Here is a 15590-nt window from a genome sequence, read left to right on the forward strand (position 1 = left end):
TTTCAAATTTCAAGTAATCTATTAATACGCTAATAATGAACAATTGTTCACAATCAGCATTTATTTTTTTGCTATAATAATGAACGCTAGTTCACTTGCAGTTTTAACTGCATTTTATTTGAAGTCAATAATGAACTTCCGTTCACTACAATAATAAATATTACATTAAGGAGGAAAAATTATGCGTAAAATATTAAAAATGAGGTGGCTCCTATTTGTTGTATGGATAATTTCCCTAGCATTATCCATAACTTACTCACCAGATTTAAACAAAGTACTTAGATCAAAAGGTCAGCAATATCTAAGCAGCGACACCCCCTCTGTTAAAGCTGATAATATCCTAAAAAAAATGGATAAGACCTCTGGGAACACAGACATAATAGTATTTAACAGTAAAAATGAGTTAAGTTCCAGTAATATGGACAGTATAGAAGCTGGAATAAACAACATAAAAAGTGATAAAAGTTCTCTTGGAATAAGCAATTTAATTGATCCCTTTAATATCCCCTCTATAAAGTCAAAGCTTATATCTAAGGATAAAAAAACCCTCATGGTTACTTTTAAACTCAATAAAAAAGGCAGAGAAGTAAAAGATATTAAAAATGAAATTAACAGCAAACTAAAAAATGTAAAATCAAATCATTATCTAACAGGAACAGATTTCATAAGTGATGATTATATGAGAACAGTTTCCACTGGTGTTGATAAAAGTGCACTCTTGACTATATTTTTTATTTTAATAGTTCTAATAATCTTATTTAGATCTGTAATAACACCGCTTATATCTTTATTTGCAGTTGGAATATCCTATTTGGTTTCATATGCAATAGTAGGACAGCTTGTTTATAGATTTGATTACCCTATTTCTTCACTTACACAATTAGTACTTGTACTTATACTTTTTGGAATTGGTACAGATTACAATATACTTTTATTTAACAGATTTAAAGAAGAAATGTCACACAGTGATTCTATAGATGAAGCAATTATAAGCACATATAAAACAGCAGGAAAAACCATAGCCTTTAGTATTCTCACAGTATTTGTAGCCTTTTTAAGTTTAACTCTAGCAAAATTTGGTTTGTATCGTTCAGCAAACTGTGTTGCTATTGCAGTTGTAGTTCTGCTGCTTGAAATACTCACATTTACACCAATTATAATGAAAATTCTTGGCACAAAACTTTTTTGGCCATCTAAAAAAATTACCAATCACGGTGAAAACAAGCTTTGGGCTAAAGGAGCTGCATTTTCAGTAAAAAAGCCTATTTTAGTTTCGAGTATTATAATTCTTATACTAATTCCAATAGTTTGTTTTAATACACAGAAATTTTCCTATGACACAGTAAACGAGCTTGGAAACTCTGTAGATTCGGTAAAAGGCTTTAATCTAATCACTCAAAATTTTGGAAAAGGTGAAGCACTTACTACAACAGTTGTTATTGATAATAGCAAACCTATGGATAATAATAACACACTTACAGTTATTGATAGCTTGACAAATAAATTAAAAAATATAAAAGGTGTTAAAAGTGTATCAAGCATTACCCAGCCACTTTCTAATCCAATTGATTCACTTTATCTAGGAAGTCAGACTAAAACCGTGTCAGATGGCCTTTCAAAATCTAAAGATGGTGTTGACACCATAAATAATGGTATAGGAAAAATTAATGAAAGCTTAAATTCAGTAAATTTAAATAATCTATCAAAAACAGATGCTCTTGTAACAGGAACAGGTAAAGTTCAAAATGGACTAAATGCTATAACTTCAGGTCTTAAACAAATAAACTCTGGTATTTCAAGTGGAGCTGATGGTGCTGATAAAATAGCAGCTGGAATAGCTGAAGCCAAAAGTGGTATGGATACAATATCAAAATATACAAAACAACTATCTGACAACTTAGCAATAATTCAAAAAGGTTATAGTGATCTTGGAAATGCTATACCTAATGTTACTGAACTCCAGCAAGCTGTAAGGCAAATGAATGATTTAATGGTTTTATTATCAAAGAATTATGGATTTTCAAATGACAAGAGCTTTCAAGGTGTTGAAGCTTTCTACAACAATATAAACGCTGGTCTTTCAAAGTTAAATTCTGGTCTTAGCATTTTTAAACAAAACTATACAAAGCTTACTTTCGGCTTAAGTGAAGTTACATCAAATTTAAATCAAATAAATGCTAAACAAAATGAGTTATCAAATGGTCTTACGCAGCTCCAAAATGGCTCGACTGCTTTAAGTGACGGACTAAAAAAAGGAGCAGCTGGTCAAAATACGGTAATTGAAAATATGGCAAAGTTAAACTCTGGTTTGGATCAAGTTAAGGCTGGACAAACACAACTTAACAGTATGCTAAATAAGCTTGGATCAAGTGTTCCTCAGCTTAAAGATGCCTTAAACAAAAGCAGCAATGGATTATCTCAAATTTCAAACGGACTTTCAAAAACTAACAATTATATGCAGGAACTTAACGATTCTAAAGACTTTTTTGCACCAAAAGAAACCTTTAGTAATGCATCAATAAAAGAAGCCTTAGATATGTATATGAACAAAAGCAGAACAATAACTAAACTAACAATTGTTTTAGATGCTGATCCATATTCAGCAAAAGCTATGGATACAACAAATGAAATTAACGATACAATTCCAGGCATACTTAAAGGTACCGTCCTTAGAAATGCTAAGTTTGGAACCTCTGGAACAAGCGCTTCGGACTATGATTTAAACAAAACAGCTACAGGCGATTTAAATACAATGAAAGTAATTGTTTTGGCTAGTATATTTGTAATACTTTTAATAGTAATAAGATCTCCATTAATTTCATTTTATATATCCGCAGCATTAATGGCAGCTTACTATATATCCTCCTCCGTTTTAAACTTTGTAGTATTTAATATTTTCAAGTTAGATGGAGTATCCTGGAATGTGCCATTTTTCTCCTTTGTAATGATTGTAGCACTGGGAGTTGATTACAGCATATTCTTAATGATGAGATTTAAAGAATACAAAGATATGGATGCTAAAGAAGCCATAGTTTTAGCTTCTAAACACATAGGTACAGTTGTTATGTCCGCTGCTTTAATTCTTGGAGGTACTTTTGTAACACTCGTTCCAGCAGGAGTTAAACTTTTAACGCAGCTTGCCATTGCAGTAGTTGTCGGCTTAATAGCTCTTTCAATTATACTACTACCTCTGTTTTTACCTGCACTAATAGCACTTCCAGCTGCAATCAAAAATATTTCTAAGAAGAAAAGTAATTCATATAAGGAGGATATTAGTGCTTAACATGATACATTTAGGAAAAAGCTCAGATAACTTACTATAGATTCTTAAAAAACAGAACACATTAATTAAGGAAACTTCAAATTAGAAGTTTCCTTAAAATTTTTAATTAATTTGGCTATTATCTTATTCATTCTTTTTTCCCATCTTCAACCAATTTGATTTGGGAACTAGCGTCCCCTGATGAAAAATCATCTTCCAACTTCCATCAATATATTTCCATATTGAGCTTCTAAGAGAGTATCTTCTATCTTCATTTGGTTCATCATTTTTTATCATTTTGTATGTCGCTTGTACATATTCATCGGAAAGTTTTTTTATTTCAAAATCAATTATTTTGCCATACACTTTATTTGAAATTATCGGCCCATTTATAGTTTCTTCTTTATTCTGATGATATTCATAACCAGAACTACAATATTCAATAAAATCATCTGCAAGTATTTCATTTGATTTTTCTGTTGAATTTCTTACTTCTGGCTGTAATAAATCATTTTCTAGCTTTAATAATTGTTCTTTAATCAAATTCATATAAGCTCCTCCATACATTATACATTTATTTTGACATGCGATATTTACAACTTTATTTGCTTAGCTTCACACTTTATAGATTTCATATCTCTCACAGTAATTTTCTCATCTCCAATTAAGTGTAAAGCTAAAATATTTGATTTTGAATCATGCATCGAATAGTTCTTTTCTACTGTATTATAATTAAAATTTGCATAGCAATACAAACAATTATGTTTGCAAGTATTATACTCACCTATGTCTATACTCTTGATATTACACATTTTTTAGTATATCCCGAAAGTTCTCTGCAAAATTTTTCAAACCATCTGTAATGATATTCCTTAGTATAAAATTCATTCAATAGTAAATTGAAAGTAATAATTAAATTCTTTAAGCTCATCTAACCTTTTAAGCATTGGCTCTGCATCTTTGGTCCAGAATACAAATAAATCCACTGCTTTAGGTGTTAGTTCAACTTTGCTTATCTGTTTTCTGTTAAATGGATTGATTACATATACAAAACCTTCTTTTATTCTGTTAAAAAACCATTCACTATAAAAAGCAGGAATATCGGTTATCCTACTTGCACTAACTATCATTATTTAGCTTTCACACTCCAATTATATATTAAAATTCACTTAATAAACTTCTAAATTACAACCTAAAATAGTATCAATATTACTGTATAATTCAAACAATGCTTTTAATAAATCTTTATCATACTCTAAATCAAGAAGCTCATCTAAATAATAAACTTCATCGTTAAAAGCTCTAATCTTAAGCCTAAACTTATTTTTTCGTACTGATATGTAAAATTTGATATTTTCTGTAGATGCCTTTAAAATATATCTGTCCATTTCAAAATAATTGTATTTATTTTCCTTACAAATATCATCAAATCTAGCTTCAATTTTCTTAAGTTTTTTTACTAAAGCTGCTTTGTCAAACTTTAGCAAAGCCAAATCATTTTTCTTATCAATTTCATCTTCACCCATAATCTCATCCCCTGTAAGTTTTATTCATTAAGCTTTTCATTCTATCATTATATAACTATAGAGGTAAAATTTAAAGCAATTGCTCTTTTCACAATATTATTAAAAAATAATTTATGGAACTTCTATAGATATACCGCTTCAACTATTGAAATTTATTTGTACCATAATGCCCAGAAGACAGCATTTTGGTACAAATAAATTTCAAGTTTTCAGATGATTTATCTTTAGAAGTTCCACAAACTCATAAATTCATGATATATACTTTCTGTAACATCAATTAATTTTTCTGAACCACTGCCAAGTATTCTTATTAATATACCGAATTTAAAGCTCATACTTACACCAAAATTTATATCTTGAAATTGATCAAGTAGCTTTACAAGTGACATTTTAAAATTTTCATCTACTTTTTCACTTATTATTATCATATTAGCTTGATGAGTAAACTTACCATAAAGCCCAATACTATTTAATTGTTGTTCCTTTGGTATTAGCACAGTATTATCCATAAAAATTAACTTATCATCATAAAATATCTTTGTTCTGGACTTAAAACTTTTAAAGCTAAAAACTTCATTTTTCTTGTATCTCCCGCAGGAAATTATTTCTCTAAATATAACCTTACAATTTTTAGAAAGCCTTATATTAGTTTCTCCTCTAAAATCAGAATCCTCATAAGGAAGCGTTGGCTTTAACATATATGCTAAAGTACAATCTTCCTCCATATTAATGTCTACTTTTTGAGCTGCAAACCCACCGTTCATCTTAAAAATTTTACTGTAGGATTGAGAGTATAGTTCCAAAAAAGACTCTTTTTTCATGTCTACAGTTAGATTATAATTATCTCCTTCAAGAATACCAGGAGATACATTTACAAGACACAATCTCATAATATTGTTTTCACCATAAAAAGGCTTTAAAAGTTTAAATGGCGGTGTAAAATAACTATCGCTAAGTATTGTTTTTTCATGTTTTACTTTTGTTTCAAGTTTAAGTACACTTTCCTTACTATAATGATTCATCATAAGTCCTCTAATAACGCATTTTTCTTAATCCAGTTTATAACCTCTTGAAGTCCTTTTTTCTCATTCAAATTAGTAAAAATAAAAGGCTTATTTCCCCTCATTTTCTTAGAATCTCTTTCCATAACTTCAAGACTAGCTCCAACATATGGTGCAAGGTCAATTTTATTTATTACAAGTAAATCCGAACGTGTAACACCAGGACCACCTTTTCTTGGAATCTTATCTCCTTCAGAAACATCTATTACATATATAGTTGCATCCGCAAGTTCTGGACTAAAAGTTGCTGAAAGATTGTCTCCACCGCTTTCTATAAATACTATTTCTATATCTGAGAACTTTTTCACAAGCTCATCTACAGCTTCAAGGTTCATTGATGCATCCTCTCTTATAGCTGTATGTGGACATCCTCCTGTTTCTACACCTATTATTCTTTCAGCTGGAAGAACACTATTCTTAACTAAAAATTCCGCATCTTCCTTTGTATATATATCATTAGTTACAACACCTATGCTGTAATCTTTACTCATTTCCCTTGTTAACTTTTCTATTAAAGCAGTTTTACCTGAACCAACAGGACCCGCTATACCAATTCTAACGTAACCCATTTCTACCTCCTTAATCAATTCACAATGCACAGTTCACAATGCACAATGAAGGTTGATTTTCCGCTAACGCATAAAATCTTAAAACTTATTTCGTTTGCTTAGGCAAACGTGAAGCATTCCTCAAGTTCAAAGATTTATCCGACGTAAGGAAGATAACTCCACCTTCACTGTACTCTTTACTCTGCTTCTATGACATGTACAGTCTAGAATACAAATTTTCATGCTGCATTGCCTTTATATCAAAACCAATGGTACACCTTCCAAGGTCATCTAAACTTAAATCCTTTATTTCCTCGGCTATATTTTTTAATAACTCACTGCTCTCAAAAAGTATAAGCTGACCCTCCATTTGCCCAAGTGGAATAAGCTTTGCACAGTTATTTACTATGCAGGACGCAGAATTATACAAATACGCACTTATACTTTCCATTTTATCAATACCATATTCTGCACAAAACATGCCAAACACAATGCTGTGCTGACCTGTACATTTTCCTTGCTTTATAAGCTCAGCGTACTTTAAAAGCATTTCTTTTTGACCAAACTTTTCAGAAATTTTTAAAAATCTTGCACACATTTTAGCACTTCCCTCTTTAACTTCACGAGGTGCCTTAAGTGCATAAAGTATTTGATCAAGTTCTATTAATTTATGAATATCCTTATCTAAGGTATATTCATAAGCTAATTTAAGTGCAAGAACATCTGTATATTTAATTCCATATGAAAGCATATTGCAAAGATACTCTTTAGCTGTTTTTCCATCTTTAACTATTCCATTTTGAACATAAGTTTCAAGCCCATTAGATTGAGTGTATGCTCCTATAGGAAATATGGAATCAGCTACCTGAAGCAGCTTAAAAAAAGTACTATTCATGCTCATGATGGTTATGAGCATGCTTATGACATTCAACGCCATTTACAAGCTTTCTCATTTCCTTTTTAGGATTAAATCCTTTTTTCTCTAAAAGTTCCATCAAAGGTTTTTCATATGGAATCATTATGCTGCTTTCTGTTAAAAAAAGTGGCACATGCTGATTTCCTATTTCATAGCACATTGTTCCCATATCAACCATATTTTTAGGCTCAATTAATATAGCTTCACTTTCAGGAATATTTACAGCTATAACCTCATTTTCATCCATATAAAGTATATCACCATCATTTATTTTTTTAAGTTCTGAAAGCCTTATTCCTATTTCCTTTCCAGAAGTAGTATCTTTTTTTAATATTTTTTTATTTACTTCATACCATTCCACATCAACAGTATCAAGCCTTCTATTATTCACTTCTACATTTTTTAAATTGCCAAGTATTTTTTCTATTATCAAAATTTTAACCACCCCTTTAGGCAGAGTACAGATAACAGAGTACAGTGATGGTTAGTTTTCCGCTAACGCAGAAAATTTTAAAACTTAATGGGCTAATCGCCCAAACCCATAGCATATCCCTTCAGCAAAGCTGAAGTTATTAACTTATAGATTTATCCGACGCAAGGAAGATAAATCATCCTTCACTGTACTCTGTACTCTGTACTTTGTACTCTGAATTTTTCTAGATTACTTGTATAACCTCAATAAATATACTCCAACTCTTTCCGCTAATATAATAATTCCTAGAACAAGAAGTATCTCTGTCCTAATGCTACTTCTTCTATAGGTTCACATATTATTTTTTCACCATCAACCTTTACCTCGTAGGTTTCTGGGTCCACATCTATTTTAGGACATTTATCGTTTAATATCATATCCTTTTTTCCTATACTTCTACAGTCCTGTACGGGATATACAAGTTTATCAAGATGTAATTTTTTTATGTTTCCATTTTTAATTGATTCTTTTGAAACAAAAGTTATTGATGTCTTTCCCTTAGCTTTTCCAAAAGCACCAAACATGTTTCTATAAAATACTGGCTGAGGTGTTGGTATTGAAGCATTAGGGTCACCCATTTTAGCTGCAGTTATAAAGCCACCTTTTATAATCATTTCTGGCTTAACTCCAAACATTGCTGGTTTCCACAAAACCAAATCTGCAAATTTTCCTACTTCAATTGAGCCAACATATTTTGATATTCCATGAGTTATAGCTGGATTTATAGTGTATTTTGAAATATACCTCTTAACTCTAAAATTATCATTATCTCCAGTTTCTTCTTTCAAAGCTCCTCTTTGCTTTTTCATCTTATCAGCTGTCTGCCAAGTTCTTATTATAACCTCTCCAACTCTTCCCATAGCCTGAGAATCTGAGCTAAGCATGCTAAATACCCCCATATCATGAAGTATATCCTCTGCAGCTATTGTTTCTGGTCTAATTCTTGAATCTGCAAAAGCTACATCCTCTGGAACCTTGCTGTCTAAATGATGGCATACCATAAGCATATCCAAATGTTCATCTATTGTATTTACAGTATATGGTCTTGTTGGGTTAGTTGAAGATGGAAGTACATTTGGGAAAGCCGCTGCTTTCATTATGTCAGGAGCATGACCTCCACCTGCACCCTCCGTATGATATGTGTGAATAGTTCTCCCATTTATTGCATTCATAGTATCCTCTACAAATCCACCTTCATTAAGAGTATCTGTATGTATTGCTACTTGAACATCGTATTTATTTGCAACAGTAAGACATGTATCTATTGCTTTAGGTGTACTTCCCCAATCCTCATGAAGTTTAAGTCCAATAGCTCCTGCTTCTATTTGTTCTTCAAGAGCTTTTTCTGATGAGCAGTTTCCTTTTCCCAAAAATCCTAGATTCATAGGAAAAGCTTCCGCTGCTTCAAGCATTTTTTCAATATACCAAGAGCCTGTTGTACATGTTGTTGCATTAGTTCCATCTGCGGGACCAGTTCCTCCACCTATCATAGTTGTTATTCCGCTGTAAAGTGCAGTTTCTATTTGCTGTGGAGATATAAAATGTATATGTGAGTCTATTCCTCCCGCTGTTACTATAAGTCCTTCTCCAGCTAAAGCTTCTGTTGCTGCCCCAACTATCATATTAGGAGTTACTCCATCCATTATAGATGGATTTCCAGCCTTACCTATGCCAATTATTTTTCCATCCTTTATTCCTATGTCAGCTTTTACAATTCCCCAGTAATCTATTATGAGAGCATTGGTTATAACTAAGTCAAGAACACCTTCATCTCTATCTGCTACTGCCGATTGTCCCATACCATCTCTTAGTGTTTTTCCACCGCCAAATTTACACTCCTCACCATAAACGGTATAGTCCTTTTCAACCTCAATTATAAGATCTGTATCTGCAAGTCTTATTTTATCTCCTGTAGTTGGTCCATACATATTTACATAATCCTTGCCTGAAATTTTAAAGCTCAATTATTCCGCCCCCTTAAAGCCTAATTCTTTAGCTGTCTTAAAGCTTTTTTCTCTTATTTTATCATCACTTATATTTCCTTCAGTAAGTCCACTAAAACCGTGTATTTCTTTATTTCCACCAATTTCAACGAGAGTAATTTCCTTTTCTTCTCCAGGTTCAAATCTTACTGCTGTTCCAGAAGCTATATCAAGTCTCATCCCAAAAGCAGCTTTTCTATCAAATTCAAGTGCCTTGTTAACTTCAAAAAAGTGAAAATGTGAGCCAACTTGAATTGGCCTGTCTCCTGTATTTGAAACGGTGATTTTTTTAGTTCTTTTTCCTGCGTTACAAACTATCTCTTTATTTTTCACTATAATTTCACCAGGTACCATAATTAACACTCCTATCACAAAAATTTTAAAGAAAATCATCCATTTACTAATTAAAATTACTTAATTGGATTATGTACTGTAACAAGCTTAGTACCATCTTTAAAGGTTGCTTCTATTTGAACTTCTGAAACCATGCTAGCTACACCTTCCATAACATCTTCCTCTGTTAAAATTTTAGTACCATACTGCATAAGCTCACTTACACTTTTTCCATCTCTTGCCCCTTCCATTAATTCCGAGCTTATAAGTGCTATAGCTTCTGGATAATTTAATTTAAGGCCTCTAGCCTTTCTTTGCTTGGCCAATTCCCCAGCGTAATGAAGCATTAATTTTTCCATTTCTTTAGGTGTTAGATGCATACATTAACACGTTCCTTTCTTCTATATATAGCTATGTTTAAAACAATTACTTATTTTAAACATAGTCTTACATATTTATTCAAATCATATATATAAATAAAAGTTAAGCTGGCGTGTAGATAAACCATTTCAACTACCAAAATTAATTTGTATCAAAATGCCCATAAAACGGCATTTTAATACAAATTAATTTTGAAGTTTCAAGCATTTTATCTTTAAAACCATCTTAACTTCAAACGCAAAACTCGAAATAGCATAAAATTATATCGAATATTTATACATTTCATCAAAATCAACTGCTATTTTTTATTAATCTAATATTATAATTTGATTCTATCATTATTTTGTCAAAAGTCAATAGCCTGAAATTCTATTTGTCTAGATAAGGTTTTTCTCACAGGACAATTTTTAACTATATCTAATATGTGCTGCTTTGCTTCATCAGAAATATCACCTAAAATGTCAACTGAATAAAGAAATTTAGTTTTATTTTCATCACTTTTATCTAAATCTATTTTAACAATTACTTTTTCATATTTTATATTTTTTCGATCCAGCACCATTCTAGTCGTAATATTAAGACACGAGGCAAAGCCAGCACATAGCAAATCATGTGGTGCTAAATATCGCCCTGTTCCACCTCCTTTTTCTGTTACATCGGAAAAAACAAATGCATTTCCATTTGAAATTTCAGTGCAGTAATTTTCATTTTTACTCTCAGAAACTATCATTACTTCCTCCTTATCAATTAGTACGACATCAACCTTTTTTTTCCTCAATTTTTTTATTGGTCTTATATTTTGTGTAAGCTCTAATGTTCCTATTGCTCTTCGTTATTACCCTTTACAGCAAAATAACTAATATAAACGTGTAACTCACCCATTTTAATTCAAGTTTCTTAATATTATTATTAATTAAATTTTTTTCCCATATTCTCTACTATTAATCGATTGGTTCATATATACTACTCCTTTCATAAATAGTATTTGTATTATTTTTTATTCTATTAACTTAGGATAAAATAATTTTATGTTATGATAAAATTTCTCATATAAAAATACATCTAAATTAAAGATGGATTTCATCCCGCCTCAATTTAGATGCATTTCTAATTAAATTCATTAAATATAGTAAGAGAATATATGACTTACTATAAAAATGTGTCTTAAAACAATACCTGGTATAATGCAACTAATAATAGCACAACACCTGGTATTATAGATATTTTTCCATTTATCTTTTTTGAAAACCCTTTGAGTGCTAAAAAATTACCACTCAAAAGCGCAACTACTTCTGCAACTTCCAATAAACATACAGTTAAGATAATTGGGAAACCTGCTACAGCTAAACCTAAAGCCTGAGCAAAGTCATCAACTCCTAATCCAACTCCAACCAAATACACTTCCAAAAAATTAGCTGTTTTCAAATTACTTGAATAGATGTGTTCAGTTTTAATTAATTCAGCCGGAGTACTTCTTTCTTTCCACCCATCGTATATCATTTTACATCCTACTGCACCTAATATAATTGCACTTAACCAATCAGTTACATAATCTGGCATAGAAGTAAAAATAAATTTACCTATTAGCATTATGCCATAGGTAGATGTTGCAGATCCCAACACCATTATCATTAGTGATTTAAAAGGTAGGCGTGTTTTAAAAAGACCATAAGCTACACCAACTGAAAAATCATCAGCGCTTAGTGTTAAAGCTAAACCAAGGATTGCAAAAAACGTTATTAAAAATTGCACAATCCCCAAAAATAACACCTTCTCCTCATCCATATATTTCCCACTTTACATCTTTTGTTTGTATATACTATGAAACTTGCAGGAGAGTGTGCTATTTAATTTTGATATTATATGTTGGAACTTAGAACTGCAACTTACAATTTGCATAGTTTCCTATAACGACATACAAATCCATTTATTTAAGCATCATAACGACGCATTTAAATGAGTAGCAAATTATAAACGAGCAATTCTTAGTTTCCATTAGTGACATAAATTTTTATCAACATTCTTTTAAAACGCAGCCTTACTAAAATATATCACCATTGTCTTCCTGAATCATTTGCCATAGAATTTACAGTAGCTGCTGGATATAAAACAGAATAGTGACGCATAAAAGGATTTGGTACATTTTTTGTAGGTTTCGGGAATACAAACAAGATTTTGAATTCCTTACTTACAACATAGCCTATTATTTCCTCTCCATTAGCTAGCACCTTATGCTCGGGAACTCCAAATTTTTCTTTTACCATGGAAAGTGATATTTTATTTAACTTACTATCGAGTGATCTAACTTCAAACACCTGTGCTCCTTTATTGGAACCAAAAATCACACTATGCTTTAAATAAGTTGAATACATCCCTTTAGCACTTGTTACCCAATTTGAACTATCTGCCTTCCCCCATTTTTCTTCTACACTATAAACATTTGTGGTTTTAACAGGGTACTCACAATTAATGATTTTTCCTTGCACAGCAAATTTTTTAATGCTCTCAAGGAGCTCATTTTGTAAAGCATTATTTTGATTTTTTTGTTTTTCACTACTTTCAGGAACATTATTCTTAAGAGCATAGTTTGAAGAAGATCCGTTAGAATTTACCTTATTAGCCTGATTTTTGTTCTTATTTACAGAATTATTAGAAGTTTTATTCTGACTTGAACAGCCTACAATAAAAAGCAGTGATAAAGCAATTGAAAACTTTACAATTGTTTTTCTATTAAATAATCTCATGATATTTCCCTCCTAAAATTACATTAATATATATTACACCTTTAATTTGTTTTTAACCATTATTGTACCAAATAGAAAATATTTTTAACCGTTTTGTAACTTTTGTTTTTGACATAAAATATTTACTTAGTATTCAAAAAATATATAATAAGATCATAAATGTAAAAAAAAAACTCTAATGTATTATCAATTATATTATCCTAAGACGGATTTTGTTATTTGTCCTACTGAAACACAAGGTGTAAACAGAGAAAACTGGTTTAAATCAGATTACGGTATTGATAAAGTAATTGGAGAATTAATGGGATGCGGTCATTAATTTAAAGATATGTTTAAAAATTCTAAATCTCTAATAAATTTATATTGAAAAATATAATTTTTTATCTTATGATTAAGTTGTAATATCTATCTTATAATAATTATTATGCTTATATAGGTGGTGAATAATATGAAACCTGTAACAATGTTCATAACCAGCTGGTGTCCATACTGCAAGCAAGCTATGTCAATTATGGATTCATTAAAAAATAAAAATCCTAAATATCAAGATATTGATGTTAAAATAATTGATGAAGAACTTGAACCAGAGATTTCAAAAAAATATGATTACTACTATGTGCCTACATATTATGTAGATGACATAAAAGTTCACGAAGGAGTACCTTCAAAGGATATAGTAAAAAAAGTATTTGAAAAAGCTCTTGAAAATTAAAAAATAAAAAGCGGATTAAAAACAATCCGCTTTTTATTTTTTGACAAAGTTATTTTATTAACCAAAGTATTGCACTTTCAAATCTCTTAGGTATTTCTGTAACTTATTTATAATAATTTCTTACTACCACTGTCTTCCTGGATCATTTGCCATAGAATTAACTGTACCTGCCGGATATAAAACAGAATAGCTACGCATTAAAGGATCTGGCGTATTTTTTGTAGGCTCAGGAAATACAAATAAAAGCTTATAATCCTTCCCAATAGTGTAACCTATAGTTTCTTCTCCACCAGCTTTTACATCATGCTGAGAAGTTCCATAAATAGACTTTACCATGGAGAGTGAGATTTTTCTTAGCTTTGGATCAAGTGACCTAGCCTCAAAAATTTGACCGCCTTTATTTGATCCAAAAATAACATTACGCTTTGAATAAGTTGAGTACAATCCCTTAGCACTTGATATCCAAGCTGACTTATCAGCTTTACCCCATTTTTTTTCAACAGTACTGATGTTTGCATCCTTAACAGGGTATTCAGAATTAATTATTTTTCCTTGAGCAGAAAGTGTTCTAATATCTCCAAGAACTGCATTTTGAGCAGCATTTTTTTGCTGCTTTTGATTAGTTTTATTTATGTAAGACTTGTTAGACATATTGTTGATATCGGTTTTGATTTTCCTTGACTCATTATTCATAGATGATTTTTGAGTATTGGTGCAGCCTACTAAGAAGATTAAAGAAAAAACACTTGCAGCCTTTACAACTAATTTTCTATTTAATACAGACATAATAACATATCCTCCCAACATAATAAATTATATTTTTAATTATTTTATAATCTAGTGTGCCCAATACTTTAAGCATTATTCTAAAATAAATGCTGCATCAAATAGTTTTAAACAAATCCATCTTATAATTTAATTCATTAGCCATAGTAAAGCCTTTTCAAATCTCTTAGGTATATCCATAAAATGCCCACCATTATTCAACTCAAAAGTTAAATTTTCTTTAACCGAAAGCTGACTTTTAAGTATATGAAAAGCCCTTCGAGTGCAATCTCCAACCTTAGCTATGCGCTGATTTCGGCTTTTTTCCTCTATCTTTCCAAGAGACATATACACCTTTGCTTTATTACTTACAGGTCTATTAGCTTCCATAAATTCTATAAAACCGTCATACCACATTGAAGTTGAAATGCTTCCGATTTTTCCAAAAGATGAAGTTTTATAAAGTGTATATAATGCAGCCAGACCTGCTAAAGAATAACCTACAATTACAGTGCTATGCGGTTCTGGCTTTGTTCTATAGTTTTCATCTATAAAAGGTTTCACCTCATAAATAAGCTTATACAAATAATTATCCGCTTCTCCTTTAAAAGCTTCTGCTTTCTTTGTCAAGGCAGGAGCTGGCCATGGAGTATAATCACTGTTCCAATTGTGGGATTCAATACCTACAAGTATAAATGACTGACAATCGTGCTTAAAATGAAGTTCTATTTTATTCATGATTTCGCTTATGTCTTTCTCGCCATTTACATACACTACAGGATATTTTTCATCAGAAACATTATATTGCTCTGGAAGATATATTTCACAATTAAAGCTGCTTATTTCAATTTTTTGTATAGTTCCGTTCATGTTTTTACTCCTTATTTA

At 30.9% G+C, this 15590-nt stretch carries 17 protein-coding genes and 1 pseudogene; 3 read left to right on the forward strand and 15 right to left on the reverse strand.

What is annotated here, in order from left to right; genetic code table 11:
• Positions 1–181 precede the first annotated feature (181 nt).
• The gene (locus tag LQK79_RS05290) at positions 182–3283 is read left to right on the forward strand and encodes an MMPL family transporter (RefSeq protein ID WP_231015793.1); all 3102 of its coding nucleotides are present in this window, start codon (positions 182–184) and stop codon (positions 3281–3283) included.
• A 123-nt stretch (positions 3284–3406) separates the two neighbouring features.
• Here the strand turns inward: LQK79_RS05290 and LQK79_RS05295 are convergent, their stop codons facing one another.
• The 13 genes and pseudogenes from LQK79_RS05295 to LQK79_RS05355 form a co-directional block, all read right to left on the reverse strand.
• A complete protein-coding gene (locus LQK79_RS05295; protein WP_053241681.1) occupies positions 3407–3811 on the reverse strand; it encodes a nuclear transport factor 2 family protein in 405 nt (134 codons plus the stop codon).
• Positions 3812–3855: 44 nt separating this feature from the next.
• Positions 3856–4392, reverse strand: a pseudogene (locus LQK79_RS05300) (DUF1848 family protein).
• Between the two features lie 39 nt (positions 4393–4431).
• Complete coding sequence (locus LQK79_RS05305) at positions 4432–4788, reverse strand: hypothetical protein (RefSeq protein WP_231015794.1); 357 nt, start codon at positions 4786–4788, stop codon at positions 4432–4434.
• 224 nt (positions 4789–5012) lie between these two features.
• Entirely contained in the window at positions 5013–5810 is a 798-nt protein-coding gene (locus tag LQK79_RS05310; protein WP_053241678.1) for an urease accessory protein UreD, read from the reverse strand.
• The gene (gene ureG, locus LQK79_RS05315) at positions 5810–6418 is read right to left on the reverse strand and encodes an urease accessory protein UreG (protein ID WP_231015795.1); all 609 of its coding nucleotides are present in this window, start codon (positions 6416–6418) and stop codon (positions 5810–5812) included. Before ureG ends, LQK79_RS05310 begins: the two co-directional genes overlap by 1 nt.
• Before the next feature lie 187 nt (positions 6419–6605).
• A complete protein-coding gene (locus LQK79_RS05320) occupies positions 6606–7292 on the reverse strand; it encodes an urease accessory protein UreF (protein ID WP_231015796.1) in 687 nt (228 codons plus the stop codon).
• On the reverse strand, positions 7285–7746 hold the full coding sequence (ureE, locus tag LQK79_RS05325) for an urease accessory protein UreE (protein ID WP_053241675.1): 462 nt from the start codon (positions 7744–7746) through the stop codon (positions 7285–7287). The genes LQK79_RS05320 and ureE overlap by 8 nt, the downstream gene beginning before the upstream one ends.
• Before the next feature lie 284 nt (positions 7747–8030).
• Positions 8031–9749 carry an urease subunit beta gene (gene ureB, locus LQK79_RS05330; protein ID WP_053241674.1) on the reverse strand — a complete coding sequence of 573 codons (1719 nt, stop codon included), beginning with the start codon at positions 9747–9749 and terminating at the stop codon, positions 8031–8033.
• Positions 9750–10121, reverse strand: coding sequence for an urease subunit beta (gene ureB / locus LQK79_RS05335; protein WP_231015797.1), 372 nt, complete (start codon positions 10119–10121; stop codon positions 9750–9752). It lies immediately after the preceding gene.
• Between the two features lie 56 nt (positions 10122–10177).
• A complete protein-coding gene (gene ureA, locus LQK79_RS05340) occupies positions 10178–10480 on the reverse strand; it encodes an urease subunit gamma (protein ID WP_231015798.1) in 303 nt (100 codons plus the stop codon).
• Between the two features lie 347 nt (positions 10481–10827).
• Complete coding sequence (locus LQK79_RS05345; protein ID WP_231015799.1) at positions 10828–11211, reverse strand: OsmC family protein; 384 nt, start codon at positions 11209–11211, stop codon at positions 10828–10830.
• A gap of 434 nt (positions 11212–11645) precedes the next feature.
• The gene (locus LQK79_RS05350; RefSeq protein ID WP_231015800.1) at positions 11646–12266 is read right to left on the reverse strand and encodes a manganese efflux pump; all 621 of its coding nucleotides are present in this window, start codon (positions 12264–12266) and stop codon (positions 11646–11648) included.
• 266 nt (positions 12267–12532) lie between these two features.
• Positions 12533–13225, reverse strand: coding sequence for a YjgB family protein (locus tag LQK79_RS05355; protein WP_231015801.1), 693 nt, complete (start codon positions 13223–13225; stop codon positions 12533–12535).
• Between the two features lie 178 nt (positions 13226–13403).
• On the opposite strand from LQK79_RS05355, the gene LQK79_RS05360 reads away from it, so the two are divergent.
• A complete protein-coding gene (locus tag LQK79_RS05360; protein ID WP_231015802.1) occupies positions 13404–13544 on the forward strand; it encodes a hypothetical protein in 141 nt (46 codons plus the stop codon).
• Positions 13545–13673: 129 nt separating this feature from the next.
• The gene (locus LQK79_RS05365; protein ID WP_231015803.1) at positions 13674–13937 is read left to right on the forward strand and encodes a glutaredoxin; all 264 of its coding nucleotides are present in this window, start codon (positions 13674–13676) and stop codon (positions 13935–13937) included.
• 123 nt (positions 13938–14060) lie between these two features.
• Here the strand turns inward: LQK79_RS05365 and LQK79_RS05370 are convergent, their stop codons facing one another.
• Together LQK79_RS05370 and LQK79_RS05375 are read right to left on the reverse strand one after the other, a co-directional pair.
• Positions 14061–14723, reverse strand: coding sequence for a YjgB family protein (locus LQK79_RS05370; protein WP_231015804.1), 663 nt, complete (start codon positions 14721–14723; stop codon positions 14061–14063).
• Between the two features lie 129 nt (positions 14724–14852).
• A complete protein-coding gene (locus tag LQK79_RS05375; RefSeq protein ID WP_231015805.1) occupies positions 14853–15572 on the reverse strand; it encodes an alpha/beta hydrolase in 720 nt (239 codons plus the stop codon).
• Between the last annotated feature and the right edge of the window lie 18 nt (positions 15573–15590).

Origin of the sequence: Clostridium guangxiense (assembly GCF_021043395.1) — a bacterium.
GTDB lineage: Bacteria > Bacillota > Clostridia > Clostridiales > Clostridiaceae > Clostridium_S > Clostridium_S guangxiense.